The organism is Phaeocystidibacter luteus (assembly GCF_008933115.1).
GTDB classification, from domain to species: domain Bacteria; phylum Bacteroidota; class Bacteroidia; order Flavobacteriales; family Schleiferiaceae; genus Phaeocystidibacter; species Phaeocystidibacter luteus.
The window spans coordinates 119,602-139,979 of record NZ_WBVO01000002.1 but is presented as its reverse complement, the minus strand read 5'-3'; the positions used below and the strand labels follow the sequence as shown (position 1 = coordinate 139,979).

General features: G+C 46.8%; 20 protein-coding genes. 14 read left to right on the top strand and 6 right to left on the bottom strand.

Translation table 11 applies throughout. The features are described 5' to 3' along the window. Complete coding sequence (locus F8C67_RS04385) at positions 1–681, top strand: hypothetical protein (protein WP_151666597.1); 681 nt, start codon at positions 1–3, stop codon at positions 679–681. On the opposite strand, the gene F8C67_RS04380 is transcribed toward F8C67_RS04385, so the two are convergent. Together F8C67_RS04380 and F8C67_RS04375 are read right to left on the bottom strand one after the other, a co-directional pair. Then, positions 678–1,211 carry a methylated-DNA--[protein]-cysteine S-methyltransferase gene (locus F8C67_RS04380; RefSeq protein ID WP_151666596.1) on the bottom strand — a complete coding sequence of 178 codons (534 nt, stop codon included), beginning with the start codon at positions 1,209–1,211 and terminating at the stop codon, positions 678–680. The two genes, F8C67_RS04385 and F8C67_RS04380, sit on opposite strands and share 4 nt — an antisense overlap. Then, positions 1,208–1,903 (bottom strand): potassium channel family protein, encoded by a 696-nt coding sequence (locus F8C67_RS04375; RefSeq protein WP_151666595.1) that lies wholly within the window; start codon positions 1,901–1,903, stop codon positions 1,208–1,210. The genes F8C67_RS04380 and F8C67_RS04375 overlap by 4 nt, the downstream gene beginning before the upstream one ends. 502 nt (positions 1,904–2,405) lie before the next feature. Between F8C67_RS04375 and pdeM the strand changes: the two genes are divergently transcribed. After that, entirely contained in the window at positions 2,406–3,044 is a 639-nt protein-coding gene (gene pdeM / locus F8C67_RS04370; RefSeq protein WP_151666594.1) for a ligase-associated DNA damage response endonuclease PdeM, read from the top strand. Here the strand turns inward: pdeM and F8C67_RS04365 are convergent. Beyond that, complete coding sequence (locus F8C67_RS04365) at positions 3,041–3,913, bottom strand: fructosamine kinase family protein (RefSeq protein WP_170266360.1); 873 nt, start codon at positions 3,911–3,913, stop codon at positions 3,041–3,043. The genes pdeM and F8C67_RS04365 overlap by 4 nt on opposite strands. A 62-nt stretch (positions 3,914–3,975) precedes the next feature. Here F8C67_RS04365 and F8C67_RS04360 point away from each other — a divergent pair, with 62 nt between their 5' ends. Both F8C67_RS04360 and F8C67_RS04355 read left to right on the top strand, forming a co-directional pair. Then, positions 3,976–4,950, top strand: a complete 975-nt coding sequence (locus F8C67_RS04360; protein WP_151666592.1) for an HU domain-containing protein — start codon at positions 3,976–3,978, stop codon at positions 4,948–4,950. A gap of 29 nt (positions 4,951–4,979) precedes the next feature. Beyond that, positions 4,980–5,501 carry an acyl-CoA thioesterase gene (locus tag F8C67_RS04355; protein ID WP_151666591.1) on the top strand — a complete coding sequence of 174 codons (522 nt, stop codon included), beginning with the start codon at positions 4,980–4,982 and terminating at the stop codon, positions 5,499–5,501. On the opposite strand, the gene F8C67_RS04350 is transcribed toward F8C67_RS04355, so the two are convergent. Further along, positions 5,498–6,442, bottom strand: a complete 945-nt coding sequence (locus tag F8C67_RS04350) for a DUF6427 family protein (RefSeq protein ID WP_151666590.1) — start codon at positions 6,440–6,442, stop codon at positions 5,498–5,500. The genes F8C67_RS04355 and F8C67_RS04350 overlap by 4 nt on opposite strands. Positions 6,443–6,488: 46 nt before the next feature. Here F8C67_RS04350 and F8C67_RS14280 point away from each other — a divergent pair, with 46 nt between their 5' ends. Then, positions 6,489–6,659 (top strand): DUF6341 family protein, encoded by a 171-nt coding sequence (locus F8C67_RS14280; RefSeq protein ID WP_170266359.1) that lies wholly within the window; start codon positions 6,489–6,491, stop codon positions 6,657–6,659. A 29-nt stretch (positions 6,660–6,688) separates the two neighbouring features. Here F8C67_RS14280 and purD read toward each other — a convergent pair whose 3' ends face one another. After that, complete coding sequence (gene purD, locus F8C67_RS04345; protein ID WP_151666589.1) at positions 6,689–7,957, bottom strand: phosphoribosylamine--glycine ligase; 1,269 nt, start codon at positions 7,955–7,957, stop codon at positions 6,689–6,691. A 136-nt stretch (positions 7,958–8,093) separates the two neighbouring features. Between purD and F8C67_RS04340 the strand changes: the two genes are divergently transcribed. From F8C67_RS04340 to F8C67_RS04325, 4 genes are read left to right on the top strand one after another with little or no spacing between them, the layout of a single operon-like run. After that, the gene (locus F8C67_RS04340) at positions 8,094–8,954 is read left to right on the top strand and encodes a hypothetical protein (RefSeq protein WP_151666588.1); all 861 of its coding nucleotides are present in this window, start codon (positions 8,094–8,096) and stop codon (positions 8,952–8,954) included. A gap of 9 nt (positions 8,955–8,963) precedes the next feature. Beyond that, positions 8,964–9,422 (top strand): SRPBCC family protein, encoded by a 459-nt coding sequence (locus F8C67_RS04335; RefSeq protein ID WP_151666587.1) that lies wholly within the window; start codon positions 8,964–8,966, stop codon positions 9,420–9,422. 2 nt (positions 9,423–9,424) lie between these two features. Beyond that, positions 9,425–9,973, top strand: a complete 549-nt coding sequence (locus F8C67_RS04330) for a hypothetical protein (protein ID WP_151666586.1) — start codon at positions 9,425–9,427, stop codon at positions 9,971–9,973. Further along, positions 9,970–10,407 carry a carboxypeptidase-like regulatory domain-containing protein gene (locus tag F8C67_RS04325; protein ID WP_151666585.1) on the top strand — a complete coding sequence of 146 codons (438 nt, stop codon included), beginning with the start codon at positions 9,970–9,972 and terminating at the stop codon, positions 10,405–10,407. Before F8C67_RS04330 ends, F8C67_RS04325 begins: the two co-directional genes overlap by 4 nt. A gap of 415 nt (positions 10,408–10,822) precedes the next feature. On the opposite strand, the gene F8C67_RS04320 is transcribed toward F8C67_RS04325, so the two are convergent. Further along, on the bottom strand, positions 10,823–11,914 hold the full coding sequence (locus tag F8C67_RS04320; RefSeq protein WP_151666584.1) for a T9SS type A sorting domain-containing protein: 1,092 nt from the start codon (positions 11,912–11,914) through the stop codon (positions 10,823–10,825). 886 nt (positions 11,915–12,800) lie between these two features. Between F8C67_RS04320 and F8C67_RS04315 the strand changes: the two genes are divergently transcribed. The 5 genes from F8C67_RS04315 (at position 12,801) to F8C67_RS04295 (ending at position 20,378) form a co-directional block, all read left to right on the top strand. After that, complete coding sequence (locus tag F8C67_RS04315; protein ID WP_151666583.1) at positions 12,801–13,412, top strand: redoxin family protein; 612 nt, start codon at positions 12,801–12,803, stop codon at positions 13,410–13,412. Between the two features lie 562 nt (positions 13,413–13,974). After that, complete coding sequence (locus F8C67_RS04310) at positions 13,975–15,924, top strand: sodium:solute symporter family protein (RefSeq protein WP_151666582.1); 1,950 nt, start codon at positions 13,975–13,977, stop codon at positions 15,922–15,924. Positions 15,925–16,011: 87 nt separating this feature from the next. Next, the gene (locus F8C67_RS04305) at positions 16,012–19,110 is read left to right on the top strand and encodes a protein O-mannosyl-transferase family (RefSeq protein WP_151666581.1); all 3,099 of its coding nucleotides are present in this window, start codon (positions 16,012–16,014) and stop codon (positions 19,108–19,110) included. 91 nt (positions 19,111–19,201) lie between these two features. Next, positions 19,202–19,738 carry an FKBP-type peptidyl-prolyl cis-trans isomerase gene (locus F8C67_RS04300; RefSeq protein WP_151666580.1) on the top strand — a complete coding sequence of 179 codons (537 nt, stop codon included), beginning with the start codon at positions 19,202–19,204 and terminating at the stop codon, positions 19,736–19,738. Continuing rightward, positions 19,731–20,378: a hypothetical protein gene (locus F8C67_RS04295; RefSeq protein WP_151666579.1), complete on the top strand. Its 648-nt coding sequence runs from the start codon at positions 19,731–19,733 to the stop codon at positions 20,376–20,378. Before F8C67_RS04300 ends, F8C67_RS04295 begins: the two co-directional genes overlap by 8 nt.

Genomic DNA, 20,378 nt, shown 5'->3' with positions numbered 1-20,378 from the left:
ATGAGATTATCTGCTCTTTTGCTCTCTGCACTCATACTGTGTTCTTGTACGGAAACGTCGAACTCTACAGATGTTGAGCACAACACATGGACAACATCCAATCAGTACGAGCTGGATTCATTCATAGGAACAACGGGAAGCCTTAACGCTACGCTGCTGTATGTTTGGGACTCTGACGAGGAAGAAATTCGCGAGAGCAATGACCTATTCACACTCCAAAACGTAAGTCTGCTAAATAGAGTTTCAGAGGTCATGATCAAGAATGACAAGCTTTATTATATCAAGGGAGACTTGCAATTAGAACTCACTTCGAATGGAGTGATTGAGTGTGAAAAAGATACTGGGGGTGGTCGTCAGCTGGAAACATTAAAATTCGGGTCCATGGAGCTGGGCAGCATGGACACTACTTTGAATACATTTGATTCGGACACCATTTACGAATGGAGTGAATCAATGTTCAACGGAATGCTCAGCATTAAAAGTCAGAGTTGTTGTTGTGTTCACAAGGGTCACCATGAGGTGAGATTTGTCAATGACCATGGAACCTTCCGACTATTGGGCAACAAATTCACTTTTGAAATTTTCGAAGATCCTATAAGTTCGGATTTGATTGTCATACAATATTCCTACTGTGACCTTAAGTTCGTCGCTCTTCGAATACAAGATTCAAGCAACGGCTAGAATTCCAACACCATCTGCGAATCCGTAATCGCACCTTCAAGCTCAAGTAACTTCTTCTTGGCACGCGTTCCTCCTGCGTAGCCAACTAAGCTACCATCTGATCCAATAATGCGGTGACAAGGAACTACGATAGAGATGGCGTTCGCGCCATTGGCAGAGGCTACCGCTCGTATGGCGTTTGCATCACCCAATCGCTCAGATAATTGAAGATAGGAGACCGTTTCACCAAAAGGGATTTTCATCAATTCATTCCATACTCTCTCTTGAAAGGAAGTCCCTGCAAAAATCAATGGAATGTCAAACTCCTTTAAAGAACCATCGAAATATGCATCAAACTGGGAAATAACCTCCTTGAGAAAAGGAGTTTCTTCGGTTTCAAAACGAGCGTTTAGAATCTTCTGAATCCTAGTATCAACTTGGCCTCTTTGTGTTCGATACTTCCAATCACACAAGCACAGTTGTTCGTTGTAATCTCCCAGAATCAATTCTCCAACCGGAGATTGGTATTCGATAACCCGTATTGAGCTCATGAGTTGGAATCGTCCATTCGATGGCCAGCGTAGCGAGAAATAATCACACCAACCAACATTACGATGTAGAGTTGTCCAACCGCAGCGATAAACGCCGAGGCTAGCTTGGGAGCATAGTGAACAGGGGTGATATCTCCGAAGCCCACCGTGCTTTGTGTTATCGTTTCAAAATAGACAAAGTCCATATACACGGTAGCGATACTTGTACCGTCGACACCCGTGAACGAATCCGGGTTTCCGGCGTAGAAGAACATCATCAAAAATGCCGCTATTTCAATGAGGAGGAAATAACCCGATGCCGAAGCAAAGATGATTTCATTGGTCATAGACCTTGGTCGAAACAAGCAATCCTTAATTCCCCAAGCGATATAGAGGAAGAACATCAAATATGCAATACTGATGAACTGAATGACTTCTGGCGAATACTTGAATGCTGGAAGAATAAGTGGTGTTGCGAAAACAACTAATAGAAGTGCGATACCTAAAATCTTGGCCCAGCGTTTTGTTCGATTAAACACACCAAGACTTGCAATGCCTAGAACCACCATATTGATTGGCCAAACCACGGTCTCATACAGCCCAGTATCAAGGCCGGTCATTCCGATGTACAAATGTTGAATCAATCCGAAGAGCAAAAATGCAAAGCGACGCTCGCGGATGTAGATGAGGGATTTGTAGATGTAGGAGGACATGAGGGTGAAGATAGGGAAATAGACTGTTAGAGGGTTGGAGGGTTGGAGGGTTGGACATCATAGCCAAAGTTGTTCGCTCTCTACTGCCTCGAAAGCACATCCAAATAGCACGTGACTTTAGTCCGTGCGGGCTTACGGGACGATTAGGCTGTTAGAGGGTTAGAGGGTTAGAGGGTTGGACATCATAGCCAAAGTTGTTCGCTCTCCACTGCCTCGAAAGCACATTCAAATAGCACGTGACTTTAGTCCGTGCGGGCTTACTGGACGATTAGACTGTTAGAGGGTTAGAGGGTTGGACATCATAGCCAAAGTTGTACGCTCTCTACAGCCTCGAAAGTGCCTTCAACTAGCACGTAACTTTAGTCCGAGCGATCTGGATAAACAGCGGCGCCTCAGTTCGACAGCCGGCTTAGCTGCTCCAGACGAAAAATACCTTTCCGTTCGGTCGGACGGTTAAAAGGGAATCCTTTTGTTTCGGCGAAACAACCTCTACCTTCGCCTCATGCAAATCCAACTTGGTGGAGAAAATGTAGAACTCAGCGCTGAACGCACCCTGTGGTGGCCTCGAAAGAAGTCACTATTCTTGAGTGATGTTCACCTCGGAAAGGCAACACATTTCCGGAAAGCCGGGATGTACATTTCGGGTAAAACCGGGCAAAAAGATTTGGATAGAATTGCCTTTCAAATTCGACATCATCAACCTGAACGACTCATTTTTCTAGGCGATTTGTTTCACTCCGAATACAATCTCGAATGGGAAGCATTCTGTGACTTGAGAACCTATTTCAAGGAAGTCGATTTTATTCTGGTGGAAGGTAACCACGACATCATGGACCGTGCTTTCTATGATCGCGCTGGTGTCCGCGTGCTAGAAGAAGGCTACGTGGAAGATGGATGGGAATGGCGTCATCATCCATCCGATGAACCCAAGGGCTTGCAATTATGTGGGCACCTTCATCCCGGGGTACGCCTAAAAGGCAAGGCGAGACAATCCATCAGCCTCCCGTGCTTTGTTCACGAACCAAACCGCTTTATTTTTCCAGCCTTTGGAAGACTCACGGGAAAGCGCACCTACATTGGTCCGGAAGGAACGACCTACTACCCCATTGCTGGGACCGAAATCCTAGAGCTTCAACCCTAAGCATATCGTTTGGCTATCCCTCGAGCCTCTGCGATATAATGACCCCCAAAGAGAACAGCATGTACCAAAATGGGATAGAGCTGAGCAAGTTTAACCCTTTCTTCAAAGCCGCCTTCTAAAGGGTACTCTCCTGAATACGCTTCAAAAACATCTTGTGAGAACCCTCCAAACAACCTCATCATGCCTAAATCCATCTCACGATGACCAAAGTAGACAGCTGGATCAATGAGCCATGTAGAACCTCTCTCATCTACCAACGCATTGCCCGACCACAAATCGCCGTGCAAGAGTGCCGGCTGCTCCGACGGAAATAGGTATTCAATACGAGATTCTAGTGAAGCGAAAACACGTGTTTCTCCAGAGCCCAGACTCCCGTTATCCCGAAGCTTTTGGACACACGGAATCAATCTAGATTCAACAAAAAATTCAGCCCATGTGGCTGTGAAAGGGTTTAACTGTTCAAGAGAGCCGATGTAATTGTCGGAATGCCACCCAAAGCGCTCGTTTGATGCACGATGCATTCTGGCTAGCTCTGATCCAAAAGACGCCTTCATCCCTGCCCCTTTTGAAATGTACTCCAACAACAAATACTGTGTTCCTTCCCACTCATCAACTTCAAGTACTCGGGGCACATTTACTACGCCGGTTTCCCGTAAGGCTTTTAATCCATCAGCCTCCTTCAAGAAGACGTCTTCAGGCATGTTTTGATTGACCTTAATCACATAGGATTCATCGCCTACTGCGAAGGAAAAGACCTCGTGAATATCTCCACCCGAAAGACGCCTTGGCGTTATCGTCTGATTCTGACGGAACTTACCCTCAAAAAAACTGTTGAAAAAGTTGTAACTCACCATGAAAATTTCTTTCATTGTAGGATGGAACAGGGCATTGCTCTCTAAGCCCATCATCCTTACATTTGCTGAAGATAATAATGACACTCGAACGTCACATATCACGCCTATTATTCTCGCACGACCTCGTAGTTGTGCCGGGCTTTGGTGCCTTTGTGGCTAAGTCATTTTCAGCTGAATTAAATGGCGCTACGCAGATGTTCGTCCCTCCCGGGCGACGTTTGAGTTTTCAGCCTGCACTTCGCAACGATGACGGCCTCCTCCTCAACGCGGTTTCTAAAGCCGAAAATCGTCATGTTGATGTAGTAAGGTTGGAGATAAGCGACATCGTGAGCCATTGGCACTCGAAGTTGCACAAAGGCGAGCGCATTCGATTGGATGACCTCGGGTTGTTCTACATCGATCGCCAAGGTGAATTGCAGTTTAAGCCACAAATCGACCTGAACTACGATTCGGAATTCTTCGGACTAGGAGTGTTCAGGGCTTCGCCTCTTGTTTCTATTCCAAAAGAATCCCGTGTTGTTCCGTTGCACGAGAGAAAAGACCGCAAAGCGTTCCCATTGTGGAGGGCAGTTGCTGTAGCCGTTGGTGTAACCGGCTTATTGACCATTGGCGGAATCAAGTCGGAGATTACTCCAGACCTCGCAAGCTTCAATTGGTTCGGCTCGGATAGCACCGACACCGAAGTTCCGGAAGAATCTGCTTCAGAAGTAGCAGCGGAAACCGAAGCAGTTTCAGACCGTGAAATTGAAAAGCCTGTTTCCACTCCGGAAGCTAGTACCCCAGCTATCGAGGTAAATGTTGAACCCGTAGCAACATCGCCTGTGGAGCGCGGAACCTACTACGTGATTGTAGGCTCGTTTGTCGAAAAGGCGAATGCCGACGACCTTTACCGAGAGCTTCGTCAGAAAGGCTTCGAACCTGTAATTTTGCCTTTCGATGGCAAGTACAGCAAAGTGGCTGTACAATCCTTCCCTAGCCGTCAAGCTGCGGTTGAAGGCCTCAGAACCTACAAGAAAGAGGTGCAACGCGGAGCCTGGATTTATCGCAAATAGGCTACCTTTGCGGGCAAATAACACCCGCCATGAGGACCAAAACTCCAAGTGACTCACTTACTGTAATGACCGAAATCGTTCTCCCGAACGATACCAACAACTTGAACAATTTGTTCGGTGGACAGCTCCTATCGTGGATGGACCGCTGCGCCGCCATTGCCGCTCATCGTCATTGCCGTCGTCAAGTAGTAACTGCGAGTGTAAACAACGTGTCATTCAACCACGCTGTGCCTCAAGGCTCAATTGTCACATTGGAAGCGTCTGTTTCAAGAGCATTCACGAGCTCAATGGAAGTTTTTGTGGATGTCTATATCGAAGATCAGCGCTCTGGCTCTCGCATCACGGCCAATGAGGCTATTTACACTTTCGTTGCGGTAGACCAACTCGGTAATCCAATTGAGGTTCCAGGAATTGAGCCTGAATCAGAAACAGAAAAAATCCGTTTCGAAGGCGCTCTTCGAAGAAAGCAACTCGCACTTATTTTAGGCGGAAAGATGAAGCCAGAAGATGCTCACGAGTTGAAGAAAATCTTCTTCCCAGAGGAAAACTAAGGCTGTACGGCCGGAAACAACATCAACACATACGCTGCGATGAAGGTCCAGAAAACCACATCGCGCCACCAATACTTTTTGCGATACTGTAAGTCGTTCGTGATAAACACGAGCGTTCCTATGGGTAGCATCGCAAAGTAAACGGTATCGCTCCAAATACCCGTAAGCGCTAGTGAAGCGAGAATAATGGTGAAGAAAAGGAGCGCCGACATGCTTTGTCGTTTCACAATATTCGCCGTCGATAAGGCCTTGATGTAATTCCCAAGCGAGAATACCCACCAGACGAATGCTGTGATAATCAGCACCCATAGGGCTGTATCTACAATCTCAAATGTACCTGGACTCCATTCCCAATAAGACAGATATGCTTCATTTCTACTTAGCAGATAGAATGTGACCCAGGTGAGAATATGAATAGTAACCCCACCCCAGATAGAGGCGAATATGACTCTCCATCGGAGGCGAGCGAAGGTTAGTGCAAGGATCCAACTAATGGGAATGAGCGCTAGAAATTGAAGATTGAAAAGAGATAAAGCGCCGATGATCAATCCGACATCCAGTGCATCTGGTATAACGCTGCTTGATTTCTGAATCCTCAGAATAGACGCGAACCAGAAAAGAGAAAGAATGGAATAGACTCCAATTTGGAAACCACCAAGGATGATTAGGAACAAGCCCCAAAGAAACCCGACGTAAGAATAGCGCTTCAGAACTTGAAAACGCTCGACAAGAATGAGATTTGCCAACAAACCTGAGATTGTCCATATCACTGGAGAAAGCCATTTGAGCCATGATGACAGCTCGTACTCTACGCCTAAAAAAGACCAATCAATCGAACTTGATGGAGCCATACCGATACGGAGATATCCAAGTCCGAGAAGCAATAGCGCATAGGCCATTACAGTTCCTGGACGAATATCTTCAAGACGCTTGCTCCACATTAAATCTTTGGCTTAAATTTGTTCCCGAATCTACAAATAAGCAGTCATGCCACTAAGATCTTTTTTCGAAGCACTAGGAGATTTCTTTGAATGGACGTTCCAAATTCTTCCTTTCTTGGGCAACTCCGTGAACTATCTCTTCATGCTTGTCATGACCGCGTTCACTATTTACTGGTTCCGTCAGATGAACATGCAGCGCAAAGCTGGCGAGAGGTAAACCTCTCATTCATCTAGCTTCAACCTCGTTTAGAGGTCGAAGCCGATATCACTTCTGAAAGTAATTCCTTCAAAGCATACGCGCTTGATGCCTTCGTAAGATCGCTCAAGCGCTTCTTTTTTGTCGGTACCGTAGGCCGTAAACGCCATGACACGTCCACCTGAAGTTACGAGTTGGTCTCCTTCCATCTTCGTCCCAGCGTGGAACACGGTACAGTTCTCTACGTTCTCCAATCCAGAAATTGACTTGCCCTTTGGATACGAGCCAGGGTAGCCACCCGAAACCACCATTACCGTAGTTGCGGCTCTCTCGTCAAATTCTATCGTCTGCTGATCAAGCGTTCCATTGCCTGCTGCTTCTAATAGATCCACGAAATCAGACTTCAACCTAGGCATCACTACCTCGGTTTCCGGATCGCCCATACGAGCGTTGTACTCAATAACAAAAGGGTTACCATTTACATTGATAAGGCCAAAGAACACGAAGCCGACATATGGCAGGCTCTCGCTATTCAATCCGTTGATGGTCGGCTCCACGATTTGGTCAACCACCTTCTTCATCATGGCATCATCCACAAAAGGAACTGGAGAGATGGCTCCCATTCCTCCGGTATTCAGACCTGTATCGCCTTCACCAATTCGCTTGTAATCTTTTGCTTCGGGGAGAATCACGTAATTCTTGCCGTCTGTTAAAGCGAATACGCTAAACTCGATTCCAGATAAAAACTCTTCGATGACCACGCGGCTACTCGCGTCGCCAAACTTGGCATCGGCAAGCATGGCGCGGAGTTCGGCCTTGGCTTCATCTAGATTATCAAGGATGAGCACCCCTTTTCCAGCTGCAAGGCCATCGGCTTTGAGCACGTACGGTGCGTTCATCGATTCTAGGAACTTCTCCCCTTCTTCGATTTGATCTTTTGTGAATGTGGCATAAGCCGCAGTAGGAATATTATGTCGTTGCATGAACTGCTTCGAGAAATCCTTGCTTCCTTCGAGTTGGGCGCCGCCTTTGCGTGGACCAATCACTTTCACATCGAGTTTGGCATCATCCACAAGGTAATCGTGAATGCCGTTTACGAGTGGATCTTCGGGTCCAACCACAACGATATCGATATTCTTCTCGCGCACAAGATTGGCGATGCCTTCGAAATCGTTCACTCCAAGAGCTACGTTTTCTCCGAGGCTGGCAGTGCCTGGATTACCTGGTGCGATATAGAGTTTGTCGCATCTATCGCTTTGAGAAATCTTCCAAGAAATTGCGTGTTCACGGCCGCCGGAACCGAGGACGAGAATATTCATGATACCATGTGTTTTGTGGAGGGGCAAAGGTATGGAACGTGGGGGTTATGGTAGGTACTCTAGTAAATTGAATTAACTGACCAATATCACCTACCTTGTATGCGTTTCGCTTTCAACAACCTTAAATCTCTCAACTATGTCTCGCCTCAATCTTTTGTGGATGCTGGTTATCAGCGCTCCACTTTTAGCACAGGAATTAGAACTACCAACTTCTAGGCTCGCGGATCCTACTGAATTATATGCCAATCTCAACATAACCGCTGGACTCAACTTCGATGGAGCATCCAATTTTCCGGGTTATGAAATTGATGGCTGGGAATTCAGGCTGCAAGGGGATCTACTGGCGTTCGATAAATTGAGATTCCGATTTACACTACCGGTATCAAATCAAGTTTACGGTGCGGTTGGTGTTTTTGATAATGCCGCACTAGATATTGGATTTCAAACTCACAATACCCAAAACTTCTTCAAATCCTCTCTATTGGAGGTTGGGATTACAACTCCGCTAACGGACGATAGGACCTTCTCTAGCTTTAGTCGAAAAAGTTGGGAACTTCGCGCTCGATACACGGCCGCCCTCAGACTAGAAAACTCTTGGATGATTTATCCCAGCATCGGATTCTATCAGAGAAATAGTCGTGAAAACTACACTTACGTGCCTGCCCCTTTGTATCCCAGCATGAATAAATACGGTTTGCGCACAATGGTGCTTAGCAGTTATGAAACGAGTGACCGCAGTTTCATTCAGTTTGGTTTAGAGTATGAAAATGGTTTCTGGTTCAGTGATGACCAAAATGATGCTACTGAGGAGTACCTGGATGACATTGATGAGCATAACTATCGCGTTAAATTCAAGTTTCAGTACGCGCTTACGGGCAACCATCACCTGTACTTAGATGTTGATGGATACTGGCAAAACAGCCGTTATCAAGACGTCCCCACCTTTCAGCGGCACATCTCATGGTACAGGTTGGGCTACTTGTATTTGATAGATTAGCATTGATTTATGCCCACCATCACCCTTCATACCAAAATCAACGCACCGGTCGAGGTAGTCTTCGACTTAGCAAGAAGTGTTGACGCACACCGTGATTCGATGTCTCACACCGACGAAACGGTAATTGCTGGAGTGACCTCAGGATTAATGGAACTGGACGACACCGTAACTTGGAGAGCCAAACATTTAGGAAGGTATCGCGAGCTAACCTCCAAAATCACAGAGCTAAAGTTCCCGCAGTTTTTTGTAGATGAAATGGTGGAGGGTGATTTTAAGTCGTTTCGACATGAGCATCGGTTCGTGCAAATTGACAGTGGGACAATCATGACTGATATCTTCGAGTATTCTTCTCCTTACGGATTCATCGGAAAAGCAGCAGATGCCCTATTTTTACGTGCTTACATGAAATCTTTATTGTCGAAAAGAAATGCTGCTTTAAAAGCAGCGGCCGAGCTTTCCCACTCCTAACCATGCCCCACTCCCAAGAATATATTGAGCAGCTTACAGAGCATGCTTTGCAAATCTTAACTCGGTTAGAGGAGGCAGGCAACAGAGGTGTCTATCGTCGAAATCTAATTGAAGGTGGGTTTAGTTTGAATGATAATTTCGCCATCCTCGAGGTTCTCGTCGAATTAAACTTAGTGGAACTAGAAGGTGAGCTTTACTGGCTCGAACCTGAACAGTTTGATCTATCATCCAAAAAGGTGGAGCTCATTCGAGATGAGGTTGAAACCGCACTCCTCTATAGGTTTGAAGTCTCAATATCGCAACCAACCACTTCAATCGACTTCTCAGAAAGGGAAAAACCAACGAAGGGTAAGGTAAAAAGGTTTCATCTGTTGGCTTATCCACTCACATTGGTATTCGGATCATTGTTCTTTTCCAACCAAATTATGGATGGAGATTGGGACATGCCTGCAGATGACGAGATGTATATCCAAGATTTAAAGTTCAAAATGGACAGTTTGCGTGCGTCGAGACCAACGGAGCGCGATACCATGACGTTTGATTTACAATGACACGGTTCTCCACATATCTTTTTGGAATCTTCTTCATGCTGACTTCCATTACATCGACAGCTCAGGTCGGGGGTATTGGAGGATATGTCAAGACCGAAACATACACCGACAATCTTGAGGGAATACCGAACGCTGAGGTTCGACTGATGCAAGATGGAGAGTTCATTCAGGGCAGATTAACTGACATTGACGGGTATTACAGATTTGAAGAGGTAGAGCCTGGAGAGTATCAACTCATTTTCTCGAATTTGGGATATGAGAACGACACGGTACAAGAAGTACGTGTTCAATACGGGCGGATTACGCTGGTGGATGTTGAGCTTGAAGAAGTGGAGGATATGGTGGAAACTTTGGATTGCCTTTTCAAGGCAAAAGGATCCTGCTCACACGGGAAAGGGTTCTTGGTCTTGCGACGAATAAAAGCCTCCAGCTAGGTCGCACGGACTAAAGTCCGGTGCTATTTGAATGTGCTTTCGAGGCTGTAGAGAGCGAACAACTTTGGCTCTGATGTCCAACCCTCTAACCCTCTAACAGCCTAATCGTCCCGTAAGCCCGCACGGACTAAAGTCCCGTGCTATTTGGATGCACCTTCGAGGCTTTGGAGAACGTTCAACTTTAGAGCTGCCGTCTAACCCTCCAACCCTCTAACCCTCTAACAGTCTAACCCTCTCCCGAATCGGCTGCGCCTCTCGGGATACTTCCTTTCAGTCAGCACATCAGTCCATAAGTCTGACCATCCAACCCTCTAACCCTCTCCCGAATCGGCTGCGCCTCTCGGGATTCCTCCCTTCGGTCGGAACATCAGTCCAACCCTCCAACCCTCTGACCCTCTAACAGTCTGACCCTCCATCAATCCTTAATCACCCTCCAAACTTTCGTACGTTCATCCGAAAGCAAGCGAAGAATGTAGCAACCTTCATCCCAAGAAGTGGCATTGATCTCTAGCCGATCGGAGGAAATGTTGGATGAAAAAACAACTCGACCAAGTGCATCGATAACTTGAACTTGCCCTCGTGCTGTTTCCAAGAGTTCCAAAGTGAAGTAATCGCGTGTAGGGTTTGGGAAAACTATACCCCTATTGAGAAGAGGAGGTGGTGGATCTGTATAGTAATATGTTTCTCTTCGACTTGGATTTGATGACCCTTGAAAATAGGAGTACTTGTGTTTTACTCTTCCTTCATCATCGTATTCAAAGATATAATCCCATTTAGGTAGCCACCCTGCATATTCGTGAAATGTAGTTGCCACTTCTCTCAGAACATTTCCGTTAGAATCCAGATATCTGACCAATCGATCTTTCTCGTACCCACTAATTGTGGTTCGGTAGGTGGTGAGTTGATCTATCACTGTATCCGTGTAGCTAATTGTTATATATCGGTGATTACCGTTCAAACACGTAATACTATCATCAGAATGACAAAACCCAATACTGATTAAGCGTCCTTCTGCATCATAGTCGAATTGTTTTAGCATTCCGTCCCATCTATTATAGAATGCGATATAGCTTAGTCGATACACATAGGTGAGCTCTTCTCCAGAATAGTGTCTCCAATAAAAGGCCCCTGAGCTGCCCGAACCATTTTCATAATAAAAGTCCTGATACCGAACTACACTTTCATCTTCTCTATTGAACTCGCGCCGCTCTACCATTTTCAATTCTGATTCTCCTCCACGTCTTCGTAGCTTAATTATTTCAAGAGTATCGGAAGCTCCGTTGTAGGTATAGATAGTGCGGGTCCAAAGGACTCTACGGCCAGTTTGACCTGTTCGTCGGCCATACCCTTTTAGTTCAATCAATAGGGAATCCTGATAGGAATATCGCCAAAGACTTAAATCTTCCCAAGATGAATCGACTGGATTGAATTCTTCAACAAGGACGGAATCTGGTTGGCCCATCAAGGAAAGTGGAAGCCATATTAAAGAGAGTAACACTCGATTCATAAGAGAGAGGGTTAGGTCGTGAAAGAGAAACGATAGAAGAACAGTTTTATTGGTTCTTTTCTAAACCTACATGCAATCACATCAAAAGCTTGGGAACAATATTAAGCTATGCTCTGCTGGCCAGTAGTGCAACCATCTCTCGAATCAGCTCCTCCCCTCGGGATTCCTCCTTGCAATGGGAACCTCAAACCCTCAAGTATTCTTTCAATATTCACCGCTATACCATGGGTTCATTATCCCCCACCACCCAACTGACAAGATCGGACTATTTGCGCGATTAAGTCGTGTGGTAAACGTTTACAATCGGCTAGTTTTCAACTCACAAAATTGCCTGTTGAGATTCAAGCTTTTGAAAACTCATCTCGTAACTTGAGACCGGGGAGGGGCTAACTGCCCCCTAGAAGAAGCAGCTTTCAAGCCTTAAGCCTTCTATCGATCTGTAGCTCTGCTGTCTGACCATCTCCCGAATCGGCTGCGCCTCTCGGGATTCCTCCCTTCGGTCGGAACATCAGTCCAACCCTCCAACCCTCTGACCCTCTAACAGTCTGACCCTCTCCCGAATCGGCTGCGCCTCCCGGGATTCCTCCCTTCGGTCGGAACATTAGTCCAACCCTCCAACCCTCTGACCCTCTAACAGTCTGACCCTCTCCCGAATCGGCTGCGCCTCTCGGGATTCCTCCCTTCGGTCGGAACATCAGTCCAACCCTCCAACCCTCCAACCCTCTGACCCTCTAACAGTCTGACCCTCTCCCGAATCGGCTTCGCCTCTCGGGATTCCTCCCTTCGGTCGGAACATTAGTCCAAAATTTCTGACAGCAACACCGTACAACATTATTGAACACCAATTAGTTATCTTAGTCTTGTTAATCACACAGACTTAGAAAACATGAAATCGATTACTTATTTGTTGACCGTGATTGGCATTGGCGTAGGCCTCACAGCCTTCGACTTCTCCACCCCTCTTGAGATTGGCGACGTCGCTCCAATGGCCGATAGAATGATGGAAAATGTTGATGGGACAAGCTCATCTCTCGAATCACTGAAAGAGGAAAACGGACTTCTCGTAATCTTCTCGTGTAACACTTGCCCTTACGTTATTGCCTGGGAAGAAGAGTATCCAAAGTTGGCCGAACTAGCGGATGACAAGAACATCGGCATGGTGCTAGTCAATAGCAACAAAGCTAAGCGCGAAGGCGACGATAGCATGGAGCGCATGAAGGCCCACTACGAAGAAGCTGGGTATACATGTCCGTATGTGGTAGATGTGAACGCGGAACTTGCCAACGCCTTCGGCGCGCAAACCACCCCTCACGTGTACTTGTTCGATAGCGACATGTCACTCGTCTTCGAGGGTTCCATCAATGATAAATTCGAAAATCGCGAAAAGGAAGCCACGCAAGAATGGCTGCGCGAAGCGATGAATAAACTAGCTGCTGGAGCAGCTGATGAAATTGACCCTGCTGACACTCGCCAAATCGGCTGCAGTATCAAAAGGTAAGTAAGACTCACTCCAAGTCTCAGCTCCTCATAGAGCGGAAGGCCTTCTCGGGAAACTGGGGAGGCTTTTTTGTCTTAAGACTAAGGTGATTCGCGCTACGCCGCTCATCACAAGGCTTCGTTCCTCAGCAAGTCATCCGCCATGCGGCGGACGAAAGGCCTCGTTCCTCGGCAAGACTCCTAGCTCACCTGCAAGCATTCTTTGTCTACCGCGGGACTCTTGCTCAAAACCAGTGAGCCTTGCACGTAGTGCCTTAAGCGAAGCTTCTTGGCGAAGCCCTTAACCCCTCAACTCACGATTACTTCATCAACTCTCTTCGCGTGTTCAACACCTTCGCCCCCCTTGCTCACGGCCAGTGAGCCTTGCACGTAGTGCCTTAAGCGAAGCTTCTTGGCGAAGCCCTTAACCCCTCAACTCACGATTACTTCATCAACTCTCTTCGCGTGTTCAACACCTTCGCCCCCCTTGCTCACGACCAGTGAGCCTTGCACGAAGTGCCTTAAGCGAAGCTTCTTGGCGAAGCCTCAATTCCCTATCTTCCCCTCCTCAACAACAATCTCCCATGCAACAACTCGACTGGATTCTTTTTGGTCTGCTTGCAGCGCTCATGATTGGTGCTGGACTCTGGGCCTCGAAGAAAAGCGGTAAAGACTTGAATTCGTACTTCCTAGGCGGACGAAACCTTCCATGGTGGATGGCCGGAATTTCTATGGTGGCGACCACTTTTGCAGCCGATACTCCACTCGCAGTAACCGAACTCATTCACGATAACGGCATCAGCGGAAACTGGATCTGGTGGAACCTTTTGGCCGGAGGAATGCTCACTACCTTCTTCTTCGCTAACCTTTGGAGACGCTCAGGCGTGCTTACAGAAGTTGAGCTGATACAACTGCGATACTCTAGTCCCGCCGCCCGATTCCTTCGCCCCTTCAAGTCGATTTACCTCGGTTTATTCATGAACGTACTCATCATCGGATGGGTCAATCTGGCCATGGTTACCATACTCGCCGGGTTCTTCGGAATGGATGAACAAACCGCATTCCTATACACTGGACTTACCATGCTGGCGGTAACGCTTTACTCGGCCTTTTCTGGACTTCTCGGTGTGGTAATCACAGATAATATTCAGTTTGTCATTGCCATGGTAGGCAGCATTGCCCTCGCCTACTTTGTGCTTGATAGTCCTCAAATTGGCGGCATAGAAAACCTTAAAGCTCAACTGCCCGATTCCGCATTTTCATTCTTCCCTTCCGTTGGCGAAGGCGAAGGACAAGTGTATTCCATCACCGCAACAGCCTTCTTCGCTTTCTTTGGAATGATGTGGTGGGCAAGCTGGTATCCGGGTGCCGAACCAGGTGGTGGCGGGTACATCGCACAGCGAATGATGAGTACCAAGGACGAGAAAAGCGCAGTTTATTCCACCCTCTTCTTCCAAATTGCACATTATTGCATCCGCCCTTGGCCCTGGATTCTCGTAGGCCTTTCAGCACTTGTGCTATTCAATGTTCCCAATAAACTAGATGAATCTTCCGCAGCGCAATGGAACACACTGGCAGAACATGGCCCGGTAGCTGAATGGATCGACAATGCCAACGAAGCCCCTGAGGAGCTTCGTCCCGATGTACTTCAACTCGCCGGACAACTCGAAGTAGCCCGAAGCACAAACCCTAGCCTGGACGAGTCGATTCGCTACGAAAGCGATTCGCGATTCGGATACATTTTCGCACTTAAAAACCATGTGCCCGCCGGTTGGATGGGCGTACTCCTCGTCGGTTTCTTTGCCGCTTACATGAGTACGATTTCTACCCAGCTCAATTGGGGTGCATCCTACCTTGTGAACGACTTCTATCTTCCCATCAAAAACAGAAAAAAAGAGGATCAAATTCTCGATTCGACCAATGAGCAATCCGGGCGAACACTTGTCAATATTTCGAGAGTAACCGTAGTTCTCCTCGCCGTTGTTGGGCTTACCATTAGTTTCTTCATCGAAAGCATCTCCAGTGTTTGGTCTTTCATCATGGAATGTGGCGCGGGCCTCGGACTTGTACTAATTCTGCGGTGGTTCTGGTGGAGAATTAACGCATGGAGTGAACTCAGCGCCACAATTGCACCTTTCATTGGCTATGCCATTTCAAAATTTGGTTTAGGACTGGAATTCCCAGATTCCTTCTTCGTGACCGTTTCATTTACCACCATCGTCTGGCTTGTGGTCACTTTTCTCACCCCAGCCGAATCCGATGAAACTTTGCAGAAGTTCTACAACAGAATTAAACCCGCCGGAAACTGGGGTCGCTTTGCAGAAACGCAATCTTCTGACCTCCAGAACGCTGGACATCTTGCTCGCCTTGCCGTTTGTTGGATAGCAGCGGTGAGCATGACCTATTCTCTACTCTTCATGATGGGGAAAATCATCTTTATGGAATGGCAATGGGCGGGGATTTATGGAGCAATCGTTTTGGTTTCTGGATTGATTCTGAACGTTCAACTCAAAAAGACCAAAATCCTAAAATAATGTTGACGGGGGTTCTTTAACCTTTCAACAACAAAGGCGGTATCTTTCTTTTCTTAAATTCGCCCAATCTGATTGAAATACGCGGACATGCAAACTTCGAATTACACGAAAATAAACAACATCCTAGGCTGGGTGATTTGGATCATCGCAAGCGCTACTTATGTGGCGACAGTTGCACCAACTGCAAGCTTCTGGGATTGTGGTGAATACATCGCCACCTCGGTGAAACTTCAAGTAGGTCACCCTCCAGGTGCACCGCTCTTCCAAATCGTAGGTAACTTCTTCTCACAATTTGCGGGAGACGTCACCGGACAAGCCTACATGGTCAACCTTTTGTCCGCATTCTCTAGCTCTTTCTCTATTCTATTCCTTTTCTGGACCATCACTCACGTGGCAAAGAAGCTTATTCTTAGAAATGGATCAGAGTTCGACAATCAGAAAATGCTCGCCGTATTTGGCGCTGGTATCGTAGGTGCACTCGCATTCACTTGGAGTGATTCATTCTGGTATTCAGCTGTTGAAGGTGAGGTTTACGCCATGTCAAGCTTCTTCACTGCAGTAGCCTTTTGGGCTGTAACCAAGTGGGAGCGCGCATACGACAACGACCCATACGCCAACCGATGGTTGGTGCTCATCGCATATCTCATCGGCCTATCAGTAGGTGTACACATCCTCGTATTCTTGGCTATTCCGCCAATCGTAATGGTGGTGTATTACAAAGTGAAGCCCGATGCTACCATCAAGGATTCTATCGTGGGAACCGTCCTCAGTGTCATCATTCTCGGCGCTGTATTCAAAGTGATCATTCCACTTCTCCTTAAAATGTTCGGTTTCCTCGAAATCACATTCGTGAATTCACTTTCACTTATGAAGAACTCAGGTACCGTTTTCGCTATCATCCTAATTATCGCAGGCGCTTACTTCGGTATCCGATATGCCAAGAAAAAGAGCTTGCCTTTCGTTAGCCAAGGTATCTTCGCAGTCCTCTTTATTTTGATTGGATATTCAAGCTTTGTAATGCTCGGTATTCGCTCGAATGCAGGTACTCCAATCGACGAGAACAATCCGGAAGACGCATTGAGCATGCTCGCGTACTACAATCGTGAACAGTACGGCGACTGGCCAGTGATGTATGGTAAGGTGTTCAACTCTCAGTTGGACCGCAGCGAACCGTTTGTTGACGGATCGCCAACCTACACTTACGACGAAGAGCAAAAGAAATATGTCATTACAGACGATAAGAAGTTTGCTGTTCCAAACTACGATCCAGAGTGGACGATGTTCTTCCCACGAATGTGGAGCGATCAGGACAATCACGTTCAAGGTTATTTGAAGATTTCAAGCCTCACTAGCAAAGAGCAGAAGCCAACTTTTGCAGATAACTTTAAGTTCTTCATGAACTACCAAGTTGGGCACATGTATTGGCGCTACTTCTTGTGGAACTTTGTAGGCCGACAGAACGACCTTCAGCACCATTATGAGCGTACACAAGGAAACTACATGACCGGTATATCGGCTGTAGACAATGGTCGACTAGGGAATCAAGACCTACTTCCCGACTACATGAAAAACAACCCAGCGCGAAATGCCTACTTCGCCATTCCGTTTATACTCGGATTGATAGGACTGGGATATCAAGCCTTCAAGGACGGCAAAGACGCTTGGGTCATCGGAATGTTCTTCCTCTTTACCGGTCTCGCCATCGTCGTCTACACGAATCACAAACCGTTTGAACCTCGAGAGCGTGATTATGCCTTCGTCGGATCCTTCTACGTATTCGCCATCTGGATTGGACTAGGCGTAGTGGCTATCTACGATTTGATTCGCGAAAGACTTAATGTACCAGGATTGGCCGGAATTGTTACCGTAGTAACGCTCGCAATTGTGCCATTGAACATGGTTGCTCAAAACTGGGATGATCACGATAGATCTCAACGCTACATGGCTCGCGATACGGCAAAAGCATATCTCGACTCATGTGCGCCAAATGCCATATTATTCACGAACGGTGATAACGACACCTTCCCTCTCTGGTATCTACAAGAAGTGGAAGAGTACCGAACCGACGTTCGTGTTGTTAACCTCTCCCTCCTAAATACGGATTGGTACATCGATCAGCTCAAACGATCTGCATACGTCGATGGCAACAACATTCCATTCTCGTTTGAAAAGGACCAATACCGAATGGGTACGCGAGATGTTTTGTATCTCAACCCTCAGAAATTCCGTCAAGATTACGGTCGTAATCCGGGCGCCCGCTGGTCTACAGACGACTTCATCAAATTTGTGAAGCAAGACGGCGCGAACTTCCAATTCAAGCCACACGGAATTCAGAATTCACCTTCGTACTACTACTATCCACAGACAAACTTGCGAATCGATATCGACAAGCAGCAGGTAATTGACCAAGGCGTAGTTGGTGTTGAGGACAGTGCTAAGATTGTAGACTACATCGACTGGGACTTCAAGGGTCGTGCGATGTTGAAGCGTGACCTTATGGTGATCGACCTCATCAATCAAAACGATTGGTCACGTCCAATTTACTTCGCTATCACCGTAGGTAGCAGCCCTAAGTCTTTCTTCTATCTGCAAGACTACTTCCGTCTCGAAGGTCTAGCCTATCGTTTCGTACCGGTGAACACACCTCGTCAAGACAACCAATCTATCGAGTTTGGGTATGTTGACACAGACATCCTCTTCAATAACCTCATGGCAATGGAGTTTGAAGGTATCAGCGATCCAGACGTTTATTATGACGAGACGTGCCGCAGACCGACTTACAACCTTCGCACCATCTTCGGAAGATGTGCCAGAGCTTTGGTTGCGGAAGGTAAAGACGACAAGGCGGAGCAAGTAATCGATAGAGCGATGGAGCTCATGCCGACGGAGAAGTACGAGTATAACTACTTCATCACTTCTCTCATCGAAGGATATTACCAAGCAGGCGCAATGGACAAGGCAGACGCCATGGTAGTTGAATTCGCCGACCAATTAGATCAAGAAATTGCGTACTTCCAGTCGTTTAGAAAACAAAGTGAAGTACGTGCAGAAATGGGGAACTCACTCTCTCTTTACAGAATGCTTAACGGTATGTCTATGCAATACCACATGCAATCTCAGCAAGGAGGACAGTCACCTATTGCGCAACGATATAGAGAGGTAGCACAGCGCTACGGACTGAGATAATCCGTTCCTTCTCTACCCCATGAAGCCCTTCTCCTGCTGGAGAGGGGCTTTTTCTTTTTGAACCATCTGGGAGGCAACGCGTTATAAGTACATGGTCAAACGAATTGCTCCCCACACAATAGTTGAGCTGAAGTATGATATGAGAGAGGGTGGGCCCAAAGGTGATTTGCTTGAAAGGATGGATGCCAATTACCCTCTGAAATTCTACTTTGGCGCAGGCACAATGTTGCCCGCATTTGAACAAGCCCTCGATGGACTTCGAGAAGGCGAACAGTTCTCCTTCTCCCTCATTCCTTCAGAAGGATATGGAGAAATGGATTCTTCTAAAATTGTCGAAGTTTCGGCTAAATACTATCGTCGTGACCCTTGGTTTAACGAAGAAAACGTGAACATTGGAGACCGCATGGTATTCCTCAACCCTACCACGGGAAAAGAAGAATTAGGAACGGTTACAGAAGTGCTTTCCGACTCGTTATTGGTTGACTTCAACCATGCCCTTGCTGGAAAGGTTCTGCATTTTTCCGGAACTATTCTATATGTGCGGCCTCCGCGCAAAGAAGAAAAAGATAGCAAGCGGTACGTGGAGCCAGACGGGCTTCGCATGAATCAGAACCCACAGGATGAGTAGCTTTTCATCCTTCAACGCTACACACTTTTATCGCGGACTCATTCCGAGCTTCGAGCAGTTTGGTTACACCTGGCACTCGCCAACACAACAGTTCCGCTCCAGCTTCGAAAGTGGCTTCAAGAACATCTCCATACAACCAATCTCTTCTCGAGAAGGCATTTCTTTTAATATTCAATTCGGTACAAGGCTTCACGCTGTTGAACGCACCGCATTGATGTTTCTACCCACCTCGGTCAATTACCTTCACGAGAGCAATACCGCCATCATTCAATTGAATCAATTCTTGGCAGAAGATGAACAATCCTTGCTCATCACAACCCAACAAGAATTGGCAGATATGTCGGTAAGAATCCTAAACTTCTTTCAAGAGCGAGGCTTCAATCACCTCGAAATGCTGGCGGATTCCGAAAAACTTGAAGCGCTTTTCAACCGTCATCCCAACTTGCCCATTAGGGTAAACACAAATCAAACGTATCGTTGTTTCAGGGGAATCACACTCGCCCGCATGATGAATAATCCGAGGTGGAACGACGTGCACAAAGCCTACTTACATTACCTCGAGGCGAACAAGGTTCCGCAAGTTCAATTTGAAGCATACATGAGACTCGTAGAATTTCTCAATAGCTTTGGATTGAATTAA

Coding starts and splice junctions, on each gene's coding strand:
- F8C67_RS04365 (WP_170266360.1), bottom strand. CDS start 3,913: ATGAAAGAAATTTTCATGGTGAGTTACAACTTTTTCAACAGTTTTTTT.
- F8C67_RS04300 (WP_151666580.1), top strand. CDS start 19,202: ATGGTCAAACGAATTGCTCCCCACACAATAGTTGAGCTGAAGTATGAT.
- F8C67_RS04330 (WP_151666586.1), top strand. CDS start 9,425: ATGCCCCACTCCCAAGAATATATTGAGCAGCTTACAGAGCATGCTTTG.
- F8C67_RS04305 (WP_151666581.1), top strand. CDS start 16,012: ATGCAAACTTCGAATTACACGAAAATAAACAACATCCTAGGCTGGGTG.
- purD (WP_151666589.1), bottom strand. CDS start 7,957: ATGAATATTCTCGTCCTCGGTTCCGGCGGCCGTGAACACGCAATTTCT.
- F8C67_RS04340 (WP_151666588.1), top strand. CDS start 8,094: ATGTCTCGCCTCAATCTTTTGTGGATGCTGGTTATCAGCGCTCCACTT.
- pdeM (WP_151666594.1), top strand. CDS start 2,406: ATGCAAATCCAACTTGGTGGAGAAAATGTAGAACTCAGCGCTGAACGC.
- F8C67_RS14280 (WP_170266359.1), top strand. CDS start 6,489: ATGCCACTAAGATCTTTTTTCGAAGCACTAGGAGATTTCTTTGAATGG.
- F8C67_RS04310 (WP_151666582.1), top strand. CDS start 13,975: ATGCAACAACTCGACTGGATTCTTTTTGGTCTGCTTGCAGCGCTCATG.
- F8C67_RS04360 (WP_151666592.1), top strand. CDS start 3,976: ATGACACTCGAACGTCACATATCACGCCTATTATTCTCGCACGACCTC.
- F8C67_RS04380 (WP_151666596.1), bottom strand. CDS start 1,211: ATGAGCTCAATACGGGTTATCGAATACCAATCTCCGGTTGGAGAATTG.
- F8C67_RS04355 (WP_151666591.1), top strand. CDS start 4,980: ATGAGGACCAAAACTCCAAGTGACTCACTTACTGTAATGACCGAAATC.
- F8C67_RS04375 (WP_151666595.1), bottom strand. CDS start 1,903: ATGTCCTCCTACATCTACAAATCCCTCATCTACATCCGCGAGCGTCGC.
- F8C67_RS04385 (WP_151666597.1), top strand. CDS start 1: ATGAGATTATCTGCTCTTTTGCTCTCTGCACTCATACTGTGTTCTTGT.
- F8C67_RS04325 (WP_151666585.1), top strand. CDS start 9,970: ATGACACGGTTCTCCACATATCTTTTTGGAATCTTCTTCATGCTGACT.
- F8C67_RS04350 (WP_151666590.1), bottom strand. CDS start 6,442: ATGTGGAGCAAGCGTCTTGAAGATATTCGTCCAGGAACTGTAATGGCC.
- F8C67_RS04295 (WP_151666579.1), top strand. CDS start 19,731: ATGAGTAGCTTTTCATCCTTCAACGCTACACACTTTTATCGCGGACTC.
- F8C67_RS04315 (WP_151666583.1), top strand. CDS start 12,801: ATGAAATCGATTACTTATTTGTTGACCGTGATTGGCATTGGCGTAGGC.
- F8C67_RS04320 (WP_151666584.1), bottom strand. CDS start 11,914: ATGAATCGAGTGTTACTCTCTTTAATATGGCTTCCACTTTCCTTGATG.
- F8C67_RS04335 (WP_151666587.1), top strand. CDS start 8,964: ATGCCCACCATCACCCTTCATACCAAAATCAACGCACCGGTCGAGGTA.